This window comes from Variovorax davisae (assembly GCF_030316845.1).
GTDB lineage: Bacteria > Pseudomonadota > Gammaproteobacteria > Burkholderiales > Burkholderiaceae_C > Variovorax > Variovorax davisae.
In genome coordinates, this window is the sequence record NZ_JASZYS010000014.1 from 57848 (window position 1) to 77720 (window position 19873).

The following is a 19873-nucleotide window of genomic DNA, read 5'->3' on the forward strand; positions in this document are numbered from 1 at the left end:
ATTCTCCATGGCAACTGCAGCCAAACCCTCCATGAGCATCGACACCCAGAGCGCGCTGGCGGCGCAGGCGGCTCTCGCCGCCGGCCAACCCAACGGCGCGGGCGAGAGTTCCGGGGTCGACAAGATGCGCGAGCTGCTGTTCGGCAACCAGATGCAGGACTACGACAAGCGCTTCTCGATCCTCGAGGATCGCTTCGCGCAACGGATGCGCGACATGGAGTCCGAGTCGTCGCGCGGCCTGAGCAGCCTCGAATCGACGATGAAGAAGCAGCTCGAATCGGTCGCCGGCCAGTTCCGCGAGGAAAAGGACCTGCGCGCCGACGCCGACAAGGAGCTGGAGCGCAGCCTGCGCGACCACACGCAGACGCTCGAGAAGCGGCTGGCCCAGCTGTCCGACCAGCTGGCGCGCCAGGAGCGCGAGTTCACCGACCGGCTGAGCCATGAGGTCCAGGTGCTGCGCGAGGAGATGCGCAAGCGCCAGGACGACGCCCGCGCCACCACCGAGCGGATGTTCGCCGAGCTCAGCAACGTCAAGACCGACCGCAACCTGCTCGCGGGCCTGTTCGTCGAGATCGCCAAATGCCTGAACCAGGACGTTGCGCCCAAGGGCAGCAACGGCCACGGCGGCTGATCGACATGAAACACCCCCGAAGCGCCTGCGGCGCCTCCCCCTCCAGGGGGCGATACCAGCGGCCCGGCAAAGCCGGTTCCGCGGTATCCCTGGCATCCCGGTGCGCCGGTTTCACGTGCCGCGGGTCACGCGATGGCGTGGTGGAAAACTGAAATGAGCGCAGCGCCAGAGGCACGGGCGCGCGCCCGAGCGGAGGCGCGGTGAACGCACGCCTGTCGCTGGCTGCGACGCACGCGCCAGGCGAGCCTTCCGACGAGGCGCAGAAAGAGCGGCTCGCCGCCCTGCTGCTGGAGTTGGCGCGCTGCGTCGATCCCGGCGTCGCGGCCACCCTGCCGAGCCGCCTGGAAGCCGATCCGCGGCTGGACGCGATGCGCCGCGTGCTGCTCGAACGCGAGCGGGTGGCGCTGGCGCGGCTGCAGCAGAAGTTCGACGATCCCAAGGAGCTCGCCGATGCGGTGGGCTCGGTGCTGCCCGCAGCCTTCGCGCTGGCGGCGGCCCAGGACGACCGCCTGGGCCTGGCGATCTCGCCCACGGTCGAGCGCGCCACCCAGGCGTCGATCCAGAAGAACCCCGGCCGGATGGTCGACATCCTGTACCCCGTCATGGGGCCGGCGATCCGCAAGGCCATCGCCGAGACCCTCGAAGGCTCGCTGCAGTCGCTGAACCAGGCCCTCAAGCACAGCCTGTCGTGGCGCGGACTCAAGTGGCGCATCGAAGCCTGGCGCACCGGCAGCAGCTTCGCCGAGGTGGTGCTCAAGCACACGGCCGTGTTCCGGGTCGACCACCTGTTCCTGATCCATCGCAAGACCGGCCTGCTGCTGGCCCACGTGGCGCGCGACGACGCCACCACGCGCGATCCGCAGCTGGTGTCGGCGATGCTCTCGGCGATCCAGGATTTCGTGCGCGATTCGTTCGACGAATCCGCCAGCGGGGGCGCCAGCAGCGGCGGCATCGACAGCCTGCGCCTGGGCGACCTGCTGCTGTGGTGCGAGGAAGGTCCGTCGGCGTTTCTCGCCGCCGTGATCCACGGCACGCCGCCGGCGATGCTGCGCACCCGGCTCGGCGAGACGCTGGGCTCGGTCCACGACCAGTGGCGCGGCGCGCTGGAGGAATTCGCCGGCGACACCGCGCCTTTCGAGGAAGCCGAGCCGCAGCTGCGGCTGTGCCTGCTGTCGCAGGCCGCCGAGACCCACAGGAAGGTCTCGCCGCTGATGTGGCTCATCCCGCTGCTGCTGCTGGGGGCGCTGGGCTGGTGGATCGGCCAGCGGATCATCGAGCGCCGCCACGTCGACGCCTACGTGGCCAGCCTGCAGGACCAGCCCGGCATCGTCGTGATGGGCGCCGAACGGCGCGACGGCAAGTGGCTGGTGGCCGGCCTGCGCGACCCGCTGGCCGCGCAGCCGGAAGCCTTGCTGGCGCAGACCGACCTGGACCCCGCGCGCGTGATCGGCCGCTGGGAACCCTACCAGGCGCTGCATCCGGCCATCGTGCTGAAGCGGTTGCAGGCCACGCTCGACCCGCCGCCGACGGTCATCCTGGCGCAGGACGCGAGCGGCATCCGGGCCAGCGGCAACGCGCCCCAGCGCTGGATGGAAAAGGCGCGGGCCTTCGTCCAGACCCTGCCCGCCGGCGCGCCCAAGGTCGACCTCAGCGCCCTCAAGGACGTGCAGGACCCGGACTACCTGCGGCTGCGCGATGCCATCCAGGCCCAGCTGATCCACTTCGATTTCAGCATGCCGCGGCCGGCGGCCGACCAGGAGGCCAAGCTGGATGCCGTCGCAGGCTACATGCGCGAGCTCGCCCAGGTGGCCCGCGACCAGGGCTTCCCGGTCAAGGTGACGATCGTCGGCCACGCCGACGCCACCGGCAAGGACACCTCGAACCTGGCCCTCAGCGTGGGCCGCGCCGAGGTCGTGCGCTCGATGCTGCGCGCGCGCGGCGTCGATCCTTCCGTGCTCACGGTGCGCGGTGCCGGCCCGCTCGAACCGCTGCGCCCCGGCGCCAGCGAGGACGAGCTGTCGATGAACCGGCGCGTATCTTTCGGCGTCAGCACCGGAGACTGAGGCGCTTACACACATGCTGCAAAAAAAGATCTGCCTGCTCGGCGCCTTCGGCGTCGGAAAGACCAGCCTGGTGCGCCGCTTCGTCGACACCATTTTCTCGGACGCCTACCTCACCACGGTCGGGGTCAAGATCGACAAGAAGCTGCTCACCGTCGGCAGCGAGCAGATGGCGCTGATCCTGTGGGACATCGCCGGCGAGGACGACATCGCGGCGGTGCGGGTGAGCTACCTGCGCGGCGCGGCCGGCTACCTGCTGGTGATCGACGGCACCCGGCCCGAGACGCTGGACACCGCGGTCTCGATCCAGGGCCGGGTCGATGCCGAGATCGGCAGCGTCCCCTTCGTCGCCCTGCTCAACAAGGCGGACCTCGAGGAAGACTGGACGATCTCGATGGAGCGGATCGCGCAGCTGGAAGCTGCCGGCTGGCAATTTCGCCGCACCAGCGCCAAGACCGGGGCCGCGGTCGAGGAGACCTTCCAGGAACTGGCGGCGCTGCTCGCCCGATAGCCATGCTCGACCTGCCGGCGCGGATCTCCGACTCGCTGCTGATGCTGCTGCACGCGCAGCGCGTGCTCGCCCACCTGGTGGTCGACGAGGCCCAGGACCTGGTGCAGGCGGGCGGCCACCTGGACCACTACGGGCTGACCGGCCTGCGCTGCGGCGGCCTGGCGAGCGACCAGATCCCGTTCCTCGAAGGGCTGCTGCCGCTGGTCGAGACGCCGTTCCTGATCCGCTCGATGGAAATGCCCAGCGGCCGCGTGGCGGACGTCCATTTCTTCGCCGACGACGGCACGGTCTGGATCCTGCTGCTCGACGTCACGGCGGAGTACGAGGAAGCGCGGCTGGTGCAGCAGAAGGCCTACGACATGACCCTGCTGAGCCAGCGCGAGGCCCGGCTGATCGCGCAGCTCGAGGCGGCCAACCAGGAGCTGACCCTGGCCCATCGCGAGCTGGCCGCCTCCCGCGAGGCGCTGCAGCTCACCCACGACCGGCTGCAGGACGAGCTGCGCGAGGCCGAGCGCTACGTGCGCGCGATCCTGCCGCCGCCGCTCGAGGAGCCGCTCGCGATCGACTGGCGCTTCGTGCCGTCGACCGAGCTGGGCGGCGACTCGTTCGGCTACCACTGGGTCGACGACCAGCACTTCGCGCTCTACCTGATCGACGTCTGCGGCCATGGCGTGGGATCGGCCCTGCTGTCGGTGGCGGTGGCCGACACGCTGCGCTCGGAAGCGCTGCAGCGCACCGACTTCCGCAGCCCCGCCGCCGTGCTGACCGCGCTCAACCAGGCCTACCAGATGGAGCGCCATGGCGAGCTGTTCTCCACCGTCTGGTATGGCGTCTATCAGCGCGCCACGGGCGAGCTGCGCTATGCCTCGGCCGGCCATCCGCCCGCGCTGCTGGTGAGCGGCCCCTGCGAAGCCGCCGGCGAGGGCCGGCCGCTGCCGGCGAACGGCCCCTGCATCGGCATCTCGCCGGCCGCCCGCTACCAGGAGGAGCGCTGCGTCCTGCCGTCGCCGGCCCGGCTCTACGTCTTCAGCGACGGCACCTACGAGGTCGGCCGGCCGGACGGCTCGATGCTCGAACTCTCCGACCTGGCCGAGGTTCTCACGCAGCCGGTGGCCGACGGGGCGTCGGAGCTGGACCGGTTGCTGGACTGCGCGCGCGATGCGCACGGCCCCGGCGTGCTCGAGGACGACTTCACCATCCTCAAGATGACGCTCTGACGCGGCCCCGGCGCACCCGCGCCAGCGCGGCGATGGGGCTTTCGCCGAAGCAGGCCTTGTAGTGGGCGCTGAACCGGCCGAGGTGGAAGAAGCCATGCTGCAGCGCCGCCTCGGTGACGCTGGTCGATGCGTCCGCCGCGAGCAGGGCCTGCCTGACGCGCTCGAGCCGCACCTGGCGCAGGTAGGCCATCGGCGTGCTCTGGCGGTGCGCCTGGAAGCCGGCCTGCAGCGCCCGCACGCTGACGCCCAGGCTGCGCGCCACCTCGGCCACCGTCAGGGGCTGCGCGGCATGCGCCTGCATGTAGCTTTCGGCCTGCCGCACCAGGCGGGGCGCCAGCGTCGGCTGCGGCCGCGCCAGTTCGTCGCTGAAGTTGTGCGGATGCTGCTGCAGCAGCACGGTGAGCAGGAACTCTTCCAGCGAAGCCTCGGCCGCGGCCGAGAGCGCGGGCGAGCCGCCGCCGTCCAGCAGCGCCAGGGTCGAGGTCCAGGTGCGCTCCAGGGCGCTCGAGAAGGGCGCGAGCTCGAAGCGCAGTTCATCGTCGAGCGGGTGGCCGAGCCACCGGCCGCACAGCGCCTCCAGCTTGTGCTTGTCGGGCTTGACCGTGGTCTGCGCGAAGTCGGCGCCGAAGCCGAACTCGGTGCCGAGGTTGGCCGACACCGGCAGCGTTCCACCGGGCGTCCATGACGCCTCGCGCCGGCCTTGGCGCACCCGGCCCTGGCCCCCGGTGCAGCGCATGATCAGGAACAGGTCGGGAAAGCGGCCGGCGTCCACGGTCACCGGTGCGCCGTAGCGCAGGCGCACCACCGGCTGGCGCGCCGAGCCCGAGATGTCGAGGGTGGTGTCGATGCTGCGCGCCCGGGCATGGAGCTTGAGCTCGTGCTGGCAATAGACCTGTCCGACCGTCTCGATCGCCTCGTCGAGATCGCGGGTGTGGGTGTGATCCGTCGCCATGGGATGCGCTCCTTTCCAGACGCTCGTTCGGAAACCGGACTGCATGCAGTGTTCATGCCATCGCGCGGCGGCCGGGGGTGGCGCATCCTGTGCCGGCCTTCGAATCCGTGCGATCCGGGAAAACCCCAGCCGCCGCGCTGCGCGAAGCGGACAGCCGCGCGCAGGCCGGATAGCGCCGCCAGCCGCCCCCTCCAAGAATGCCTCCACCCCGCGCCCGGCGGCGAGGGGATCTTCATTCGATCAAGGAAGGACATCGACATGGGCAATCAGGACATCACGGACCCGCGGCTGGACGCGCACTACGGCGCCTTCATCGGCGGCGCCTTCCGGCCGGCCAGCGGCCCGAGCTTCGCCGCGACCAACGCGGCCACCGGCGCCCACCTGGCCTCGATCGCCCGCTGCGGCGCGGCCGAGATCGACGAGGCGGTGAAGGCCGCCCGCGCGGCCCTGCCGGGCTGGCGCGCGACCTCCTACGAGGAACGCTCCGCGCTGCTGCTGAAGCTGGCCGACGCGCTGGCCGCCGACATGCCGCGGCTGGCCCTGGTCGACGCCCTGGACATCGGCCGGCGGCTGTCGGAGACCACCCTCGACCACATGATCGCCAACGCCCAGTACCGCTACTTCGCCGGCGCCGTGCTGACGCACGAGGGCTTCGGCCGGCCGATCCCCAACGGCTACATGCTGGCCAAGCGCGAGCCGATCGGCGTCTGCGGCCAGATCATTCCGTGGAACGTGCCGGCGATCATGGTGGCGTTCAAGCTGGCGCCGGCGCTGGCCGCGGGCAACACCGTGGTGCTGAAGCCCGACGAGAACGCCTCGCTGTCGACGCTCGAACTCGGCAAGCACATCGCCGCCATCTTTCCGCCCGGCGTGGTCAACATCGTGCCGGGGATGGGCGAGGAAGCCGGCGCCGCGCTGACCGCCCACCCGGGCGTCAACAAGCTCGCCTTCACCGGCAGCAGCGAGGTCGGCCGGCTGGTGTCGCTGGCGGGCGCCCAGCGGCTGGTGCCGGTGTCGCTGGAGCTCGGCGGCAAGAGCCCGAACATCGTCTTCCCGGACATCGAGAACATCGAGGCCGTGGTCGACAACGCGGTCTTCGCCGCCATGTACTGCAACGGCCAGTCCTGCCTGGCGGGCACGCGGCTGTTCGTCCACGACGCGATCTACGACCGCTTCCTCGAACAGCTGGCCGAGGCGACGCGCCGGCTCAAGGTCGGCGGGCCGCTCGACCCGTCGGCCAAGCTCAGCGGACTGGTCTCGCCAACGCAGGGCCGGCGCGTGCTCGACTACATCGACGTCGCCAAGGACGAGGGCGCCCGGCTGGTGGCCGGCGGCCGGCGGGTGGCGGTCGAGGGCAGCGAGCACGGCTACTTCATCGCGCCCACCGTCTTCGAGGCGAAGAACAGCATGCGCATCGCGCAGGAGGAGGTGTTCGGCCCGGTGCTCTCGGTGATCCGCTGGAGCGACCACGAGACCATGCTGCGCGAGGCCAACGACGTGCGCTACGGCCTCGCGGCCGGCCTCTACACCACCAACCTGCGCAATGCCATGGAGACCGCCGACCGGCTGGAGGCCGGCTCGGTGTGGATCAACCACTACTTCAACCTCGCCAGCGGCTCGCCGTTCGGCGGCTTCAAGGAGAGCGGCATCGGCAGCGAGTATTGCCACGAGACGCTCAACATGTATTCGCACCTGAAGGCGATCACGGTACAGACCCAGGTCAACCCGCCCTGGTTCGTGGGCTGAACGACGAGGAGACGACATGACAGGCACCAAGCAACAACAGGCCGCGGCCCGGCTCGACCTGCTGCAGGCGCAGCTGATGGCCGGCCGGCTCGACCGGCGCGGCTTCCTCCGCATGGCGGCCGCTGCGGGGACCTCCGGACTGGCGGCCATGACGCTGGCCGACAAGGCACTGGCGATCGCCGCCAACCAGGCCGAGCTGCGCGGCGCGCTGAAGCCGCGCTACGACTACATCGTCTGCGGCTCGGGTTCGTCCGGCGCGGTGGTGGCGCGCCGGCTGGCGGAAGACCCCCAGGTCCAGGTGCTGCTGCTGGAGGCCGGCGGCGCCGCCGATGCGCCCAGCATCCTGAACCCGGCGGTCTGGTACACCAACATCGGCGGGCCCTTCGACTGGGGCTTCAAGACCGTGCCCCGGCCGGGCCTGAACAACCGCTCCATCGCCATGCCGATGGGCAAGGCCATCGGCGGCGGCAGCAGCATCAATGCCACGGTGTGGGCGCGCGGGCACAAGAACGACTGGGACCTCTGGGCCCGCGAGGCCGGCGACAGCGCCTGGGACTACCAGCACGTGCTGGCGATCTACAAGCGCATCGAGGACTGGCAGGGCGAGCCGGACGCCGCGCGGCGCGGCAAGGGCGGGCTGGTCTTCATGCAGCCGGCGCCGGACCCGAGCCCGCTGGCGCCGGCCATGGTGCAAGGCTGCGCGGCGGTCGGCATCCCGGCCTTCGCCGACCACAACGGCGCGATGATGGAAGGCCCCGGCGGCGCCGCCATCGCCAACCTGTGCGTCAAGGACGGCCAGCGCCGCAACGTGCCTTCGCACTACCTGTATCCGATCATGGACCAGGCGAACCTCACCATCCTGACCCAGGCGCTGGTGCACAAGCTCACGCTCGACGGCAAGAAGGTGACCGGCGTCGAGGTCGAATGGGACGGCCAGCTGCGCAAGATCGGCAGCTCGCGCGAGGTGGTGCTGTCGGCCGGCGCCATCAACACGCCGAGGATCCTGATGCTCTCGGGGATCGGCGGCGCGGCGCAGCTCCAGCGCCTGGGCGTGCCGGTGGTGGCGAACCTGCCGGGGGTCGGGCGCAACTTCCAGGACCACACGATGGTCGCGGCCTGCATGTGGGAGCCGCCCGAGGGGCTGCCGCCGCGCAACAACTCGGCCGAGGCCACCTTCTTCTGGAAGAGCGACCCGAAGCTGGACACGCCGGACCTGCAGCCGTTCCAGATCGAGATCCCGTTCTCGTCGGAGATCACCGCCAAACACGCAGTGCCGACCGCCTGGACCATCGGGCCCGGCATCGTGAAGCCGAAGAGCCGGGGCCACCTGCGCTTCACGTCGACCAACCCGCGCGACGGGGTCGAAGTGCATGCCAACGTGCTCGAGCACCCGGACGACATGGCGGCCATGCGCCGGGCGGTGGAACTCTGCCGCGAGATCGGCAACTCGGCGCCGATGAAGCCCTTCGTGAAGCGCGAGGTCATGCCCGGCCCGATCAAGGGCAAGGCACTCGACAACTTCATCCGCGATGCCGCGGTGTCCTATTTCCACGCCACCTGCACCGCCAAGATGGGCAAGGACAAGATGTCGGTGGTGGACGCCAGGCTGCGGGTCTACGGCATCGAGAACCTGCGCATCGCCGACGGATCGATCATGCCGCGCATCACCACGGGCAACACGATGGCGCCCTGCGTCATCATCGGGGAGCGGCTGGGCGAGATCCTTCGCGCGGCCGGCTAGGGCGCGACAGGATTGCGCTTCGCCTCTTCGAGCCGCTGGCGGCGGCGCACCTCGTCGCACTGCGGATGCTGCGCGAAGAGCGGCTTCAGGCACTGCGCGGCCATGCACCGGGCTTCGGCGATGAAGCCCAGGCCGGCGCACGCTGCCTGCGGCGCGCCGGCCGCAGGCTGGCGTGCGCTCGCAGCGGCCGGCGCAGCCGGGCGCGCCACGGGCGGGGCGGCGCCTTCGGGCGCGGCCTGCGCGATGGGTGCGATCGGCGCGATCGGCGATGGCGCTGGAGCGGCGTGTTCCGGCTCGCTGACCGGGCCGGCCTGCGCCTTGCCGGCGCTGTAGAGGTACCAGCCACCCGCCCCGGCCACGACCCAGCCCGCGGCGCCGATGAGCAGGGCCACGCTCAGCGCCGCCACGCTGACCCAGAGCCCCTTGGCGAAGGGGGCCGCCGCCTCGGCGGCTGGGGTCGGCGCCGCCGCGGGCCAACGCAAGCGCAGCGTCGGCGCGAAGCCGTCTTCGGCGCGCAGGGTCGGCAGCGTGCTGATGCACTCGATGCAGAACTTCGCGATCGCGCGATTCTCGGTATGGCACTTGGGACAGATCACGGACATCGCGCGAGCTTGAAAGCTTTTGCGCGAATCGCAGCGTGCCGATTTCACGGAAATGCACAAAATGTTACACAACACACTGTCGAGTACGGGCCGCGATAATCCATTGAAAGCAAAGGGCGCCAGTGGATTACCTTTCAAGTGCCGGTTCGAGCCTCCAGACCGAAGAGCGGTATCGGCTGCTGGTGGATGCGGTTGTCGACTACGCCATCTACATGCTCAACCCGGACGGCATCGTCGTCAGCTGGAATTCGGGTGCCGAGCGGCTCAAGGGCTTCACCGCGTCCGAGATCATCGGCCGCCACTTCTCGACCTTCTATCTTCCTGAAGACGTGCGCAACGGCATGCCGGCCCATGCGCTGGCGGCGGCCAGGCAGGAGGGCCGCTTCGAAGCCCAGGGCTGGCGCGTCTGCAAGGACGGCCGGCGCTTCTGGGCCCAGGTCGTGGTCCGCCCGATCCGCGCGCCGGGCGGCGAGCTCATCGGCTATGCGAAGGTGACCCGCGACCTCAGCGAGCGCAAGGCCGCCGAAGACGCCCTGATGAAGAGCGAAGAGCAGTTCAGCCTGCTGGTGCAGGCGGTGACCGACTACGCCATCTTCATGCTCGATGCCAACGGCATCGTCACCAACTGGAACGCCGGCGCCCAGCGCATCAAGGGCTACGAGCCGCACGAGATCATCGGAAGCCACTTCTCGCGCTTCTACCGCCCCGAAGACCGGGAGCGCGGCATTCCTGCCAAGGCGCTGGCGACGGCGGCCGCCGAAGGGCGCTTCGAAGGCGAAGGCTGGCGGGTGCGCAAGGACGGCTCGACGTTCTGGGCCAACGTGGTGATCGACCCCATCTACGGCCCGCAAGGCCAGGTGATCGGCTTCGCCAAGGTGACGCGCGACATCACCGAGAAGCGCAACGCGCAGCTGGCGCTCGAACAGGCGCGCGAAGCGCTGTTCCAGTCGCAGAAGCTCGACGCGATCGGCCAGCTCACGGGCGGCGTCGCGCATGACTTCAACAACCTCCTGATGGTCGTCCTCACCAGCCTCGAGCTGCTGCGGCGCCGCGTCGCAGGCGACGACAAGCTGCTGCGCCTGGTCGAGAACGCGGTGTCGGCGGCCAAGCGCGGCGTCTCGCTCACGCAGCGGATGCTGGCCTTCGCGCGCCGCCAGGACCTGCAGCCGGCCGCGGTCGACATCCCGGCGCTGGTCGCCGGCATGAAGGACATGCTCGAGCGCACCCTCGGGGCCACGATCCACATCGAGGAGGCGTTCGCGCCGGGGCTGCCTCCGGTGCTGGTGGATGCGCACCAGCTGGAGCTGGCGCTGCTCAACCTGGCGGTGAATGCACGCGACGCGATGCCCGAAGGGGGCCGGCTGCGGCTCGCGGCCGCCGAGGTGGCGTGCACGGAGGCCGACCACCTGGGGCCGGGGGCGTACCTGCGGCTCTCGATGACCGACAGCGGTACCGGCATGGACGCCGCGACGCTGGCGCGCGCGCTCGAGCCGTTCTTCACGACCAAGGGCGTCGGCAAGGGCACCGGCCTGGGCCTGGCCATGGTGCACGGGCTTGCGGTCCAGTCCGGCGGCAAGTTCGTTCTCGAGAGCACCGAGGGCACGGGGACGACCGCCACCTTGTGGCTTCCGGTGGCATCCGTGGCATCGGTGGCGTCGCAGGCCCGGCCCGCGGCGGCACCGGCGGCGCCGGCCGAGGCCCTGCCCCTGTCGCCGATGCGGATCCTGGCCGTCGACGACGACCCCCTGGTCCTCGCGGGAACGACCTCCATGCTGGAAGACCTGGGCCATTCGGTGCTCGCCGCCTCGAGCGCCGAAGAGGCGTTGGCCATGATCCGGACGGCGCCGGACGTCGACCTGGTCATTTCGGACCAGGTGATGCCGGGCATGAGCGGCGCCCACCTCGTCGCGGCCTTGCGCCAGGCCAACGCCGCGCTGCCGATGATCCTCGCTTCGGGCTTCGCCGAGCAACCGGACGACCTGCATCCGTCGACCGTCAAGCTGGCCAAGCCCTTCGACATGGCGCAGCTGGCGCACGCGATCTCTCAGGCCTTGCGGCGGACCCGGGACGACCACGGGCCGGGGCGCGCCTAGCTAGCGGCTCGCCGCATCCGGCCCGAGGGTGGGCCCATCGACCGGCGGCCGGGACTCGGCTGCAGGCCCGCCATCGATGCGGGCCGGATCGAGGCCGAGTGCCTCCAGGACGGTCGAGGCCTCGGAGCCTGCCGGCGGCGGCATGGGCCGCGTCGCCGGGCGCAGGGGCGCGGCGGGCGTGCTGGCCGCCGGCGCGGTCCATCGGGCGATCGCCTGGCCCCATCGGTCCGCAGGCACCCGCTGCGCGACCAGCACGACCGCCCCTGCCAGTGCGGCCAGCACGGCCAGCTTGGTGGCGACGGCCGCGACGGCGCTCGAAGCCCGGGTCTTGCGCGCGCGGGGCGCCGCCGCGTGGCCGGGAGGCTTGCGCGGCAGCTCGTCCCGCCGCCCGGGCGGCGGCCAGGCGGTCTCGGCCGCATCGAGGCGCGTGCTGTCGAAGCCGAAGGTGGGCGTGCGGATGCCGGAAAACCTGCCGCCGCATCCGCGGCAACGGCGTGCGCGCTCCGGGTTCGGGGTGTGGCAGGAGCTGCAGTATTTGGTCATCCACGACCGGCGGCACGCCTCAGGCGTCGATCGGCACGCCGCCTCCGAAGTGCGCCACCCACACATCCCACATTTCCTGTGAGACGGTGCTGAAGGGCCACTGCCACGCGCTCAACATCTGCAGCTGCAGTTGCTGCAGTTGCAGCACCCCGGTGAAACAGGCCTGCTGGAAAGCCAGGACCGGCTGCAGCATCGGCTCGGACGCGGACGACGCGAGCGAAAAGGTCGTCGGATCAGCCATGGCGCTTCCTCCTTGCCGCTCCAATTTACTGCCATCGCTCGGCAGCAGGGGCCCTTTGCAACGTTGCGTTTCAGTTTCCCAGGGCTGCGCGCGCCCTCCATCGCCATCGAGCCGCTGTCCGACAGGAGGACGGGTGCTTTGACGCCTGTCGCTTCGGGCCGCATCGCCCTAAACCCGAGTTTTGCCTCCAAAGCCGCCCCCCGCGGCATCGACGCCTACCCATGTCCGGTCCCTCCGATTCCACTTTCGGCGACACCGACGCCTATCTGTTCGGCGAGGGCACCCACGCCCGCCTGTACGACCACCTGGGCGGTCGCCTGGCCGCCGGCGGTCTCGGCGCCACCTTTTCGGTCTGGGCGCCCAATGCGCGGTCGGTGTCGGTGATCGGCGACTGGAACGGCTGGGACCCGCAGGCCGACCCGCTGGCCGTGCGCGCCGACCGCACCGGCGTCTGGGAAGGCCGCAGCGCGCGGGCCCGCCAGGGCCACGCCTACAAGTTCCGGATCGTCGCCGAAGGCGGCCGCGTGCTCGAAAAAGCCGACCCGCTGGCACTCCTCGGCGAAGCGCCGCCGGCCACCGCCTCGCGGCTCTGGTCGCTCGACCATGACTGGGGCGACGGCGACTGGATGCGCACGCGCGCCGAGCGCAACCGCCTCGATGCGCCGATCTCCATCTACGAGGTCCATCCGGGCTCCTGGCGGCGTCCGGATGGCGCCCTGCCGAACTACCGCGAGCTGGCCCGCCTGCTGGCCGAGCACGTGGTGTCGCTGGGCTTCACCCATGTCGAACTGATGCCGGTCACCGAGCACCCGTTCTACGGCTCGTGGGGCTACCAGACGACCGGCTACTTCGCGCCCACCGCGCGCTACGGCACGCCGCAGGACTTCATGGACTTCGTCGACCACCTGCACCAGTGCGGCATCGGCGTGCTGCTCGACTGGGTGCCGTCGCACTTCCCCGACGACCCCCACGGCCTGTCCACCTTCGACGGCACCCACCTGTACGAACACGCCGACCCGCGCCAGGGCTTCCATCCCGAGTGGCACTCGGCGATCTTCAACTACGGGCGCAACGAGGTCCGCAGCTTCCTGGTCTCGTCGGGCCTGTTCTGGCTCGACCGCTACCACATCGACGGCCTGCGCGTGGACGCGGTCGCCTCGATGCTGTACCTGGACTACGCGCGCAAGGACGGCGAGTGGATCGCCAACCGGCACGGCGGGCGAGAGAACCTCGAAGCCATCGCCTTCCTGAACGAACTCAACCGGGCCGTCTACCGCGAGCACCCCGACACCTTCACGGTGGCCGAGGAATCGACCGCCTGGCCGCGCGTGTCGCGGCCGATCGAGATGGGCGGCCTGGGCTTCGGCATGAAATGGAACATGGGCTGGATGCACGACACCCTGGCCTTCATGAAGGAAGACCCGGTGCACCGCCGCTTCCACCATCACCGCCTGACCTTCTCGATGGTCTACGCCTTCAGCGAGAACTTCGTGCTGCCGCTGTCGCACGACGAGGTGGTGTACGGCAAGGGCTCGCTGATCGACAAGATGCCCGGCGACGCCTGGCAGCAGTTCGCCAACTTGCGCCTGCTGTACGGCTACATGTGGGCGCATCCGGGCAAGAAGCTGCTGTTCATGGGCGGCGAATTCGCCCAGCGGCGCGAGTGGACGCACGAGGGCCAGCTGGAGTGGCAGCAGGCCGAACTGCCCGCGCACCGCGGCGTCCAGCACCTGGTGGGCGAGCTCAACCGGCTCTATCGCAGCGAGCGGGCGCTGCACGAACTCGACGCCTCGCCCGACGGCTTCGAGTGGATCGAGGCCGACGACCAGTCGCAGAGCGTGATCGCCTTCCTGCGCCGGGCCCGCAACGGCGAGGCCGTGCTGGTGGTCAGCAACCTGACGCCGGTGCCGCGCCGGAACTACTGGCTGGGCGTGCCCAGCGGCGGCATATGGCGCGAATTGCTCAACAGCGATACGCTCGCCTTCGGCGGCGCGGGCTGGGGAAACCTCGGCGAGGTCGAGGCCGCGCCCGTGCCTTCGCATGGTCACAGGCAGGCGCTGAGCCTGACCCTGCCGCCTTTGTCCACCCTCTACCTGAAGGCGGTTGCCCATGCCTGATGGACTGCTGCCGCCCTCCATGACGGCCGAGCCCCAGCCCCCGGTCGCGGTCGACGCGCCCGACGGCCGCAGCCGCGCCGTCGTCGACGCCGTGCTGCCGGCGGTGGACGGCGGCCGCTTCGCCGCCAAGTGCGTGGCGGGCGAGCGCTTCCGGGTCACGGCCCATGTGTTCACCGACGGCCATGACGCGCCGCGCGTGATGCTGCAGTGGTGGAAGGAGGGCGAGGCCCGCCGCCGCGAGCTGCCGATGAAGCTGCGCTACAACGACGAGTGGCACGCGGACTTCGTGCCGCCCACGATCGGGCGCTACCGCTACACGGTGGTGGCCTGGGTCGATGGCTTCGAGTCCTGGCGCCACGAACTGGTGCGGCGGGTCGACGCCGACGACATCCGGCTGGCGGCGCGGGTGGGCGCACTGGAGCTCCAGGCCGCCGCGGGGCGGGCGTCCGGCACCGACCGCAAGGCGCTCGCCGACTGGGCCCTGGCGCTCGAACAGGGCGCCCAGGACCCGGCGCTGGAGGTGGCGGCCCTGAAGGCGCTGGCGCTCGACGAGGACCTGGCGATCACGGTGGGCCGCTATCCCGACCGCCGGCTGGAGACCCGCTACGCGGCCGAGCTGCCCCTGGTCGCGGATCGCGAGCGGGCCCGCTTCAGCAGCTGGTACGAACTGTTCCCGCGCTCGGCCGGCGACACCCCCGGTGTGCACGGCACCCTGCGCGACGTCGAGGCGCGGCTGCCGCTGGTCGCCGCCATGGGCTTCGACGTGCTGTACTTCCCGCCGATCCATCCGATCGGCCGCCTGCAGCGCAAGGGCCGCAACAACGCGCTCAGCACCGAGGCGGGCGACGTCGGCAGCCCCTGGGCCATCGGCGCCGCCGAAGGCGGCCACAAGGCGATCCTGCCCGCGCTCGGCACACCGGAAGACTTCCGCCACCTGGTCGCCGCGGCCCGCTCGCACGGGCTCGAGATCGCGATGGACATCGCCTTCCAGTGCGCGCCCGACCATCCCTACGTGAAGGCGCATCCCGCGTGGTTCCGCTGGCGGCCCGACGGCAGCGTGCAATACGCGGAGAACCCGCCGAAGAAGTACCAGGACATCTACCCCTTCAACTTCGAGAGCGACGACTGGCAGGGCCTCTGGCGCGAACTCAAGAGCGTGCTCGACCACTGGATCGCCGAGGGCGTGACGATCTTCCGGGTCGACAACCCGCACACCAAGTCGTTCGCCTTCTGGGAATGGGCGATCACCGAATGCAAGCGGGCGCACCCGGAGCTGATCTTCCTGGCCGAGGCCTTCACCCGACCGAAGGTCATGCACCGACTCGCCAAGCTGGGCTTCACCCAGTCCTACACCTACTTCACCTGGCGCAACACCAAGGCGGAGCTCACCGAGTATTTCACCGAACTCGCGCAGGGCCCGGGCGCGGACTACTTCCGGCCCAACGTGTGGCCCAACACGCCGGACATCCTGCACGCCGCGCTGCAGGGCGGCGAAGAGGCGATGTTCCGGCTGCGGCTGGTGCTGGCCGCCACGCTGGCCGCCAGCTACGGCATCTACGGGCCGGCCTTCGAGCTGCTGGAGCACCGGCCGCGCGGACCCGCGAGCGAGGAGTATCTCGATTCGGAGAAGTACCAGCTGCGCCACTGGGACTGGGAGGCCGACAGCGGCCTGCGGCCCTTCATAGCGCGGGTCAACCGCATCCGGCAGGGCAACGCGGCGCTGCAGGCCGACCGCAGCCTGCGCTTCCTGGACATCGACAACGACCAGCTGATCGCCTACCTGAAGACCTCCGACGACGGCCGCAACGTGGTGGTGACGATCGTCAACCTCGACCCGCACCACGCGCAGTGGGGCTTCCTTTCGCTGGACCCCTCGGAGATCGAGGTGCCGCGCCACCAGCCGTTCCAGATGCACGACCTGCTGACCGACCAGCGCTTCATGTGGCAAGGCGAGCGGCACTTCATCCGGCTCGAGCCGGATCGCGTGCCGGCGCACGTGCTGGTGGTGCGCCGGCGGCTGCGCGACGAGCGCGACTTCGACTACTACCTCTGAGCCTCAGGAAGCCGCATGAATGCTCCGCTGCCGAAGCTGGTCCTCGAAACCACCGAGATCGACACCTCGGGCGACCCGACCTGGTACCGCGACGCGGTCATCTACCAGTGCAACGTCAAGGCCTTCGTGGACTCCAACGGCGACGGCGTCGGCGACTTCCAGGGCCTGACCAGCAAGCTCGACTACGTGAAGGACCTGGGCGTCAACACGCTGTGGCTGATGCCCTTCTATCCCTCGCCGCTGCGCGACGACGGCTACGACATCGCGGCCTACGAGGACGTGCATCCGCAGTACGGCACGCTGCAGGACTTCAGGCACATGCTCGACGAAGCCCACAAGCGCGAGTTGCGCGTGGTGATCGAACTGGTCATCAACCACACCTCGGATGCCCACCCGTGGTTCCAGGCCGCGCGGATGGCGCCGCCGGGCTCGCCCGAGCGCGACTTCTACGTCTGGAGCGACACCGACCAGCTCTACCAGGGCACGCGGATCATCTTCACCGACACCGAGAAATCGAACTGGACCTGGGACCCGGTCGCCAAGGCCTACTTCTGGCATCGCTTCTTCAGCCACCAGCCGGACCTGAACTTCGACAACCCGCAAGTGCTGGAGGCGGTGTTCCGCACCATGCGCTTCTGGCTCGACATGGGGGTCGACGGCTTCCGCCTCGATGCCATTCCCTACCTGATCGAGCGCGACGGCACCTCCAACGAGAACCTGCCCGAGACCCACGTCGTCATCAAGCAGCTGCGCGCGGCGATCGACGCCAACTACAAGGACCGCTTCCTGCTGGCCGAGGCCAACATGTGGCCGGAAGACGTGCGCGAGTACTTCGGCGATGGCGACGAGTGCCACATGGCCTATCACTTCCCCCTGATGCCGCGCATGTACATGGCGATCGCGCAGGAGGACCGGGACCCGATCGTCGAGATCCTGCAGCAGACGCCGGAGATCCCCGAGGGCTGCCAATGGGCGATCTTCCTGCGCAACCACGACGAGCTGACCCTGGAGATGGTGACCAACCGCGAACGCGACTACATGTACACCACCTACGCGGCCGACATGCAGGCGCGCATCAACCTGGGCATCCGGCGCCGGCTGGCCCCACTCATGGACAACGACAAGGACCGCATCAAGCTCATGAACAGCATGCTGCTGTCGATGCCGGGCTCGCCGATCATCTACTACGGCGACGAGATCGGCATGGGCGACAACGTCTTCGTCGGCGACCGCAACGGCGTGCGCACGCCGATGCAGTGGAGCCCCGACCGCAACGCCGGTTTCTCGCGCGCCGACCCGCAGCGGCTCTACCTGCCGCCGATCATGGATGCGATGTACGGCTACGAGGCGGTCAACGTCGAGGCCCAGCTGCGCGACAAGAGCTCGCTGCTGCACTGGACCCGCCGGATGCTCGCGGTGCGCAAGACCAGCCGCGCCTTCGGCCGCGGCCGGCGCACCTTCCTGAAGCCCGGCAACCGCAAGATCCTGGCCTACATCAGCGAGCACGGCGACGACGCGATCCTGTCGGTGTTCAACCTGTCGCGCGCCGCGCAGCCGGTGGAGCTCGACCTCTCGGCCTTCAAGGGCCGGGTGCCGGTCGAGATGCTCGGACGCACCTCGTTCCCGCCGATCGGCGAACTGCCCTACCTGCTGACCCTGCCCTCGCACGGCTTCTACTGGTTCAAGCTGGCCGACGAGGCGCCGATGCCGAGCTGGCACCAGGAGGGCGTGGCGCTGCTCGACCGCCCGGTCATCGTGCTGTTCGACGGCTGGACCAGCCTGCTCAAGGACCGCGTGATGCCCTGGCGCATCGGCTTCGCCGACCGGCTGATCCAGCAGTTCGAGACCGACACGCTGCCGCCCCACATCGAGGCCCAGCGCTGGTATGCGTCCAAGGGCTCCCGGATCGCACGGGCCCGGCTGGCGGACTCGGCGATCTGGGACATCGACGGGCTGAGCTGGATGCTGCCGCTGCTCGACCTCGAGGGCCTGCCCGAGAAGGCGACCTACTTCATGCCGCTCGCGCTGGCCTGGGAAGACCGCGACGAGGAGCGCATGAAGTGCCTGCAGCCGGCCGCCATCGCCAAAGTCCGGCAGAAGGCCAACGTGGGCGTGATGGGCGACGCCTTCTTCGACGAGGCCTTCTGCCGCGCGCTGGTGCGCGGCATCGTCGGCGACACCGAGATGCGGACCGCGCACGGCCGGCTGCATTTCCGGCCCACCTCGCTGGGCCGCGAACTGGTGCTCTCGGCGATCGAGGACCTGCCGGTCAGCCGGCCGACCGCCATGAGCAGCAACACCGTCGTGACCCTCGGCGAGACCCTGTTCCTCAAGGGCTACCGCCAGCTGCGCCGCGGCATCAATCCGGAGCTCGAGATGGGCCGCTTCCTGACCGAGGAGGCCGGCTTCCTGCACGGCGTGCCGGTGGCCGGCGCGCTCGAATACCTGGGTGACGACGGCAGCGTGTTCACCCTCGCGCTGCTGCAGGCCTACGTGCCGAACCAGGGCGACGGCTGGACCTGGACGCTGGCCTACCTGGAGCGGGTGCTGACGGAGCTGCGCGACGCCGACGGCCATCAGGCCGACGCGCCGCACGGCGCCTTCCTGGCCCTGGTCGCGATCCTGGGCCGACGCACCGCGGAACTGCACAACGCGCTGGGCCGGCGCACCGGCCATCCGGCCTTCGACCCCGAACCGATGACCGCGGCCGACCGGCGCGCGATGCGCGACAGCGTGCGCGCACAGGGCCAGGCGACGCTGGTCCAGCTGCGCGAACAGCTGGCCGGGCTGCCAGCGGCGACGCAGGAGGATGCGCGCCGGCTGCTGGAGCGCCCCGGCGCGATCGATGCGTTCGTCGATGCCCTGCCGCTCGAAGGCGTGGCGGGCTGGCGCTCGCGCTTCCACGGCGACTACCACCTGGGCCAGGTGCTGCTGGCCCGCAACGATTTCGTGATCATCGACTTCGAGGGCGAACCGGCGCGCTCGATCGAGGAGCGCCGCGCCAAGCAGTCGCCGCTGCGCGACGTCGCCGGCATGCTGCGCTCGTTCAACTACGCGCGCTGGAGCGCATTGCGGCGGGCGGCCCAGAACGCGGTCGAACTGGCGCGCCTCGACGCCGACGCCCGCGACTGGGAGCGCCAGACCCGCGCCGCCTTCCTGGACGGCTACGCCGCGGCGCTGGCGCCCGAGGCCGGCGCGGTCGACCCCCAGTTGCTGCGCCTGTTCGAACTCGAGAAGGCCCTCTACGAACTGCGCTACGAACTCGGCAATCGGGCCGACTGGGTGCCGGTGCCGCTGCAGGGCATCCTGGCACTGCTCGAGGGCTCCGGCCCGACGCCCGCCTGACGACCGCCCCCCATCTCCCGG

14 protein-coding genes are annotated in these 19873 nt (G+C 70.3%); 10 read left to right on the forward strand and 4 right to left on the reverse strand.

Features of this window, described 5'->3' with window-relative positions; genetic code table 11:
• The first annotated feature begins 7 nt into the window (after window positions 1–7).
• The 4 genes from QTI33_RS27035 (at window position 8) to QTI33_RS27050 (ending at window position 4419) form a co-directional block, all read left to right on the forward strand.
• Window positions 8–631 (forward strand): hypothetical protein, encoded by a 624-nt coding sequence (locus tag QTI33_RS27035; protein ID WP_286509459.1) that lies wholly within the window; start codon window positions 8–10, stop codon window positions 629–631.
• A gap of 200 nt (window positions 632–831) precedes the next feature.
• On the forward strand, window positions 832–2694 hold the full coding sequence (locus tag QTI33_RS27040) for an OmpA family protein (protein WP_286509460.1): 1863 nt from the start codon (window positions 832–834) through the stop codon (window positions 2692–2694).
• A 13-nt stretch (window positions 2695–2707) separates the two neighbouring features.
• A complete protein-coding gene (locus QTI33_RS27045; protein WP_286509461.1) occupies window positions 2708–3202 on the forward strand; it encodes a Rab family GTPase in 495 nt (164 codons plus the stop codon).
• A 2-nt stretch (window positions 3203–3204) separates the two neighbouring features.
• A complete protein-coding gene (locus tag QTI33_RS27050; protein ID WP_286509462.1) occupies window positions 3205–4419 on the forward strand; it encodes a PP2C family protein-serine/threonine phosphatase in 1215 nt (404 codons plus the stop codon).
• On the opposite strand, the gene QTI33_RS27055 is transcribed toward QTI33_RS27050, so the two are convergent.
• Complete coding sequence (locus QTI33_RS27055; RefSeq protein ID WP_286509463.1) at window positions 4403–5371, reverse strand: AraC family transcriptional regulator; 969 nt, start codon at window positions 5369–5371, stop codon at window positions 4403–4405. The genes QTI33_RS27050 and QTI33_RS27055 overlap by 17 nt on opposite strands.
• Window positions 5372–5629: 258 nt before the next feature.
• Here QTI33_RS27055 and QTI33_RS27060 point away from each other — a divergent pair, with 258 nt between their 5' ends.
• Both QTI33_RS27060 and QTI33_RS27065 read left to right on the forward strand, forming a co-directional pair.
• Window positions 5630–7117 carry an aldehyde dehydrogenase family protein gene (locus tag QTI33_RS27060; protein ID WP_286509464.1) on the forward strand — a complete coding sequence of 496 codons (1488 nt, stop codon included), beginning with the start codon at window positions 5630–5632 and terminating at the stop codon, window positions 7115–7117.
• Window positions 7118–7133: 16 nt separating this feature from the next.
• Window positions 7134–8858 carry a GMC family oxidoreductase gene (locus QTI33_RS27065; protein WP_286509465.1) on the forward strand — a complete coding sequence of 575 codons (1725 nt, stop codon included), beginning with the start codon at window positions 7134–7136 and terminating at the stop codon, window positions 8856–8858.
• On the opposite strand, the gene QTI33_RS27070 is transcribed toward QTI33_RS27065, so the two are convergent.
• Window positions 8855–9460 carry a hypothetical protein gene (locus tag QTI33_RS27070; RefSeq protein ID WP_286509466.1) on the reverse strand — a complete coding sequence of 202 codons (606 nt, stop codon included), beginning with the start codon at window positions 9458–9460 and terminating at the stop codon, window positions 8855–8857. The genes QTI33_RS27065 and QTI33_RS27070 overlap by 4 nt on opposite strands.
• A gap of 122 nt (window positions 9461–9582) precedes the next feature.
• Between QTI33_RS27070 and QTI33_RS27075 the strand changes: the two genes are divergently transcribed.
• Window positions 9583–11553, forward strand: a complete 1971-nt coding sequence (locus tag QTI33_RS27075; RefSeq protein ID WP_286509467.1) for a hybrid sensor histidine kinase/response regulator — start codon at window positions 9583–9585, stop codon at window positions 11551–11553.
• Here the strand turns inward: QTI33_RS27075 and QTI33_RS27080 are convergent, their stop codons facing one another.
• Window positions 11554–12096 (reverse strand): hypothetical protein, encoded by a 543-nt coding sequence (locus QTI33_RS27080; protein ID WP_286509468.1) that lies wholly within the window; start codon window positions 12094–12096, stop codon window positions 11554–11556.
• 19 nt (window positions 12097–12115) lie between these two features.
• Window positions 12116–12337 (reverse strand): hypothetical protein, encoded by a 222-nt coding sequence (locus QTI33_RS27085; RefSeq protein ID WP_286509469.1) that lies wholly within the window; start codon window positions 12335–12337, stop codon window positions 12116–12118.
• A gap of 221 nt (window positions 12338–12558) precedes the next feature.
• Between QTI33_RS27085 and glgB the strand changes: the two genes are divergently transcribed.
• From glgB to treS, 3 genes are read left to right on the forward strand one after another with little or no spacing between them, the layout of a single operon-like run.
• Window positions 12559–14454: a 1,4-alpha-glucan branching protein GlgB gene (gene glgB / locus QTI33_RS27090; protein WP_286509470.1), complete on the forward strand. Its 1896-nt coding sequence runs from the start codon at window positions 12559–12561 to the stop codon at window positions 14452–14454.
• Complete coding sequence (locus QTI33_RS27095) at window positions 14447–16507, forward strand: alpha-1,4-glucan--maltose-1-phosphate maltosyltransferase (protein ID WP_444814895.1); 2061 nt, start codon at window positions 14447–14449, stop codon at window positions 16505–16507. Before glgB ends, QTI33_RS27095 begins: the two co-directional genes overlap by 8 nt.
• Window positions 16508–16522: 15 nt before the next feature.
• Window positions 16523–19852: a maltose alpha-D-glucosyltransferase gene (gene treS, locus QTI33_RS27100; RefSeq protein ID WP_286509472.1), complete on the forward strand. Its 3330-nt coding sequence runs from the start codon at window positions 16523–16525 to the stop codon at window positions 19850–19852.
• Window positions 19853–19873 lie beyond the last annotated feature (21 nt).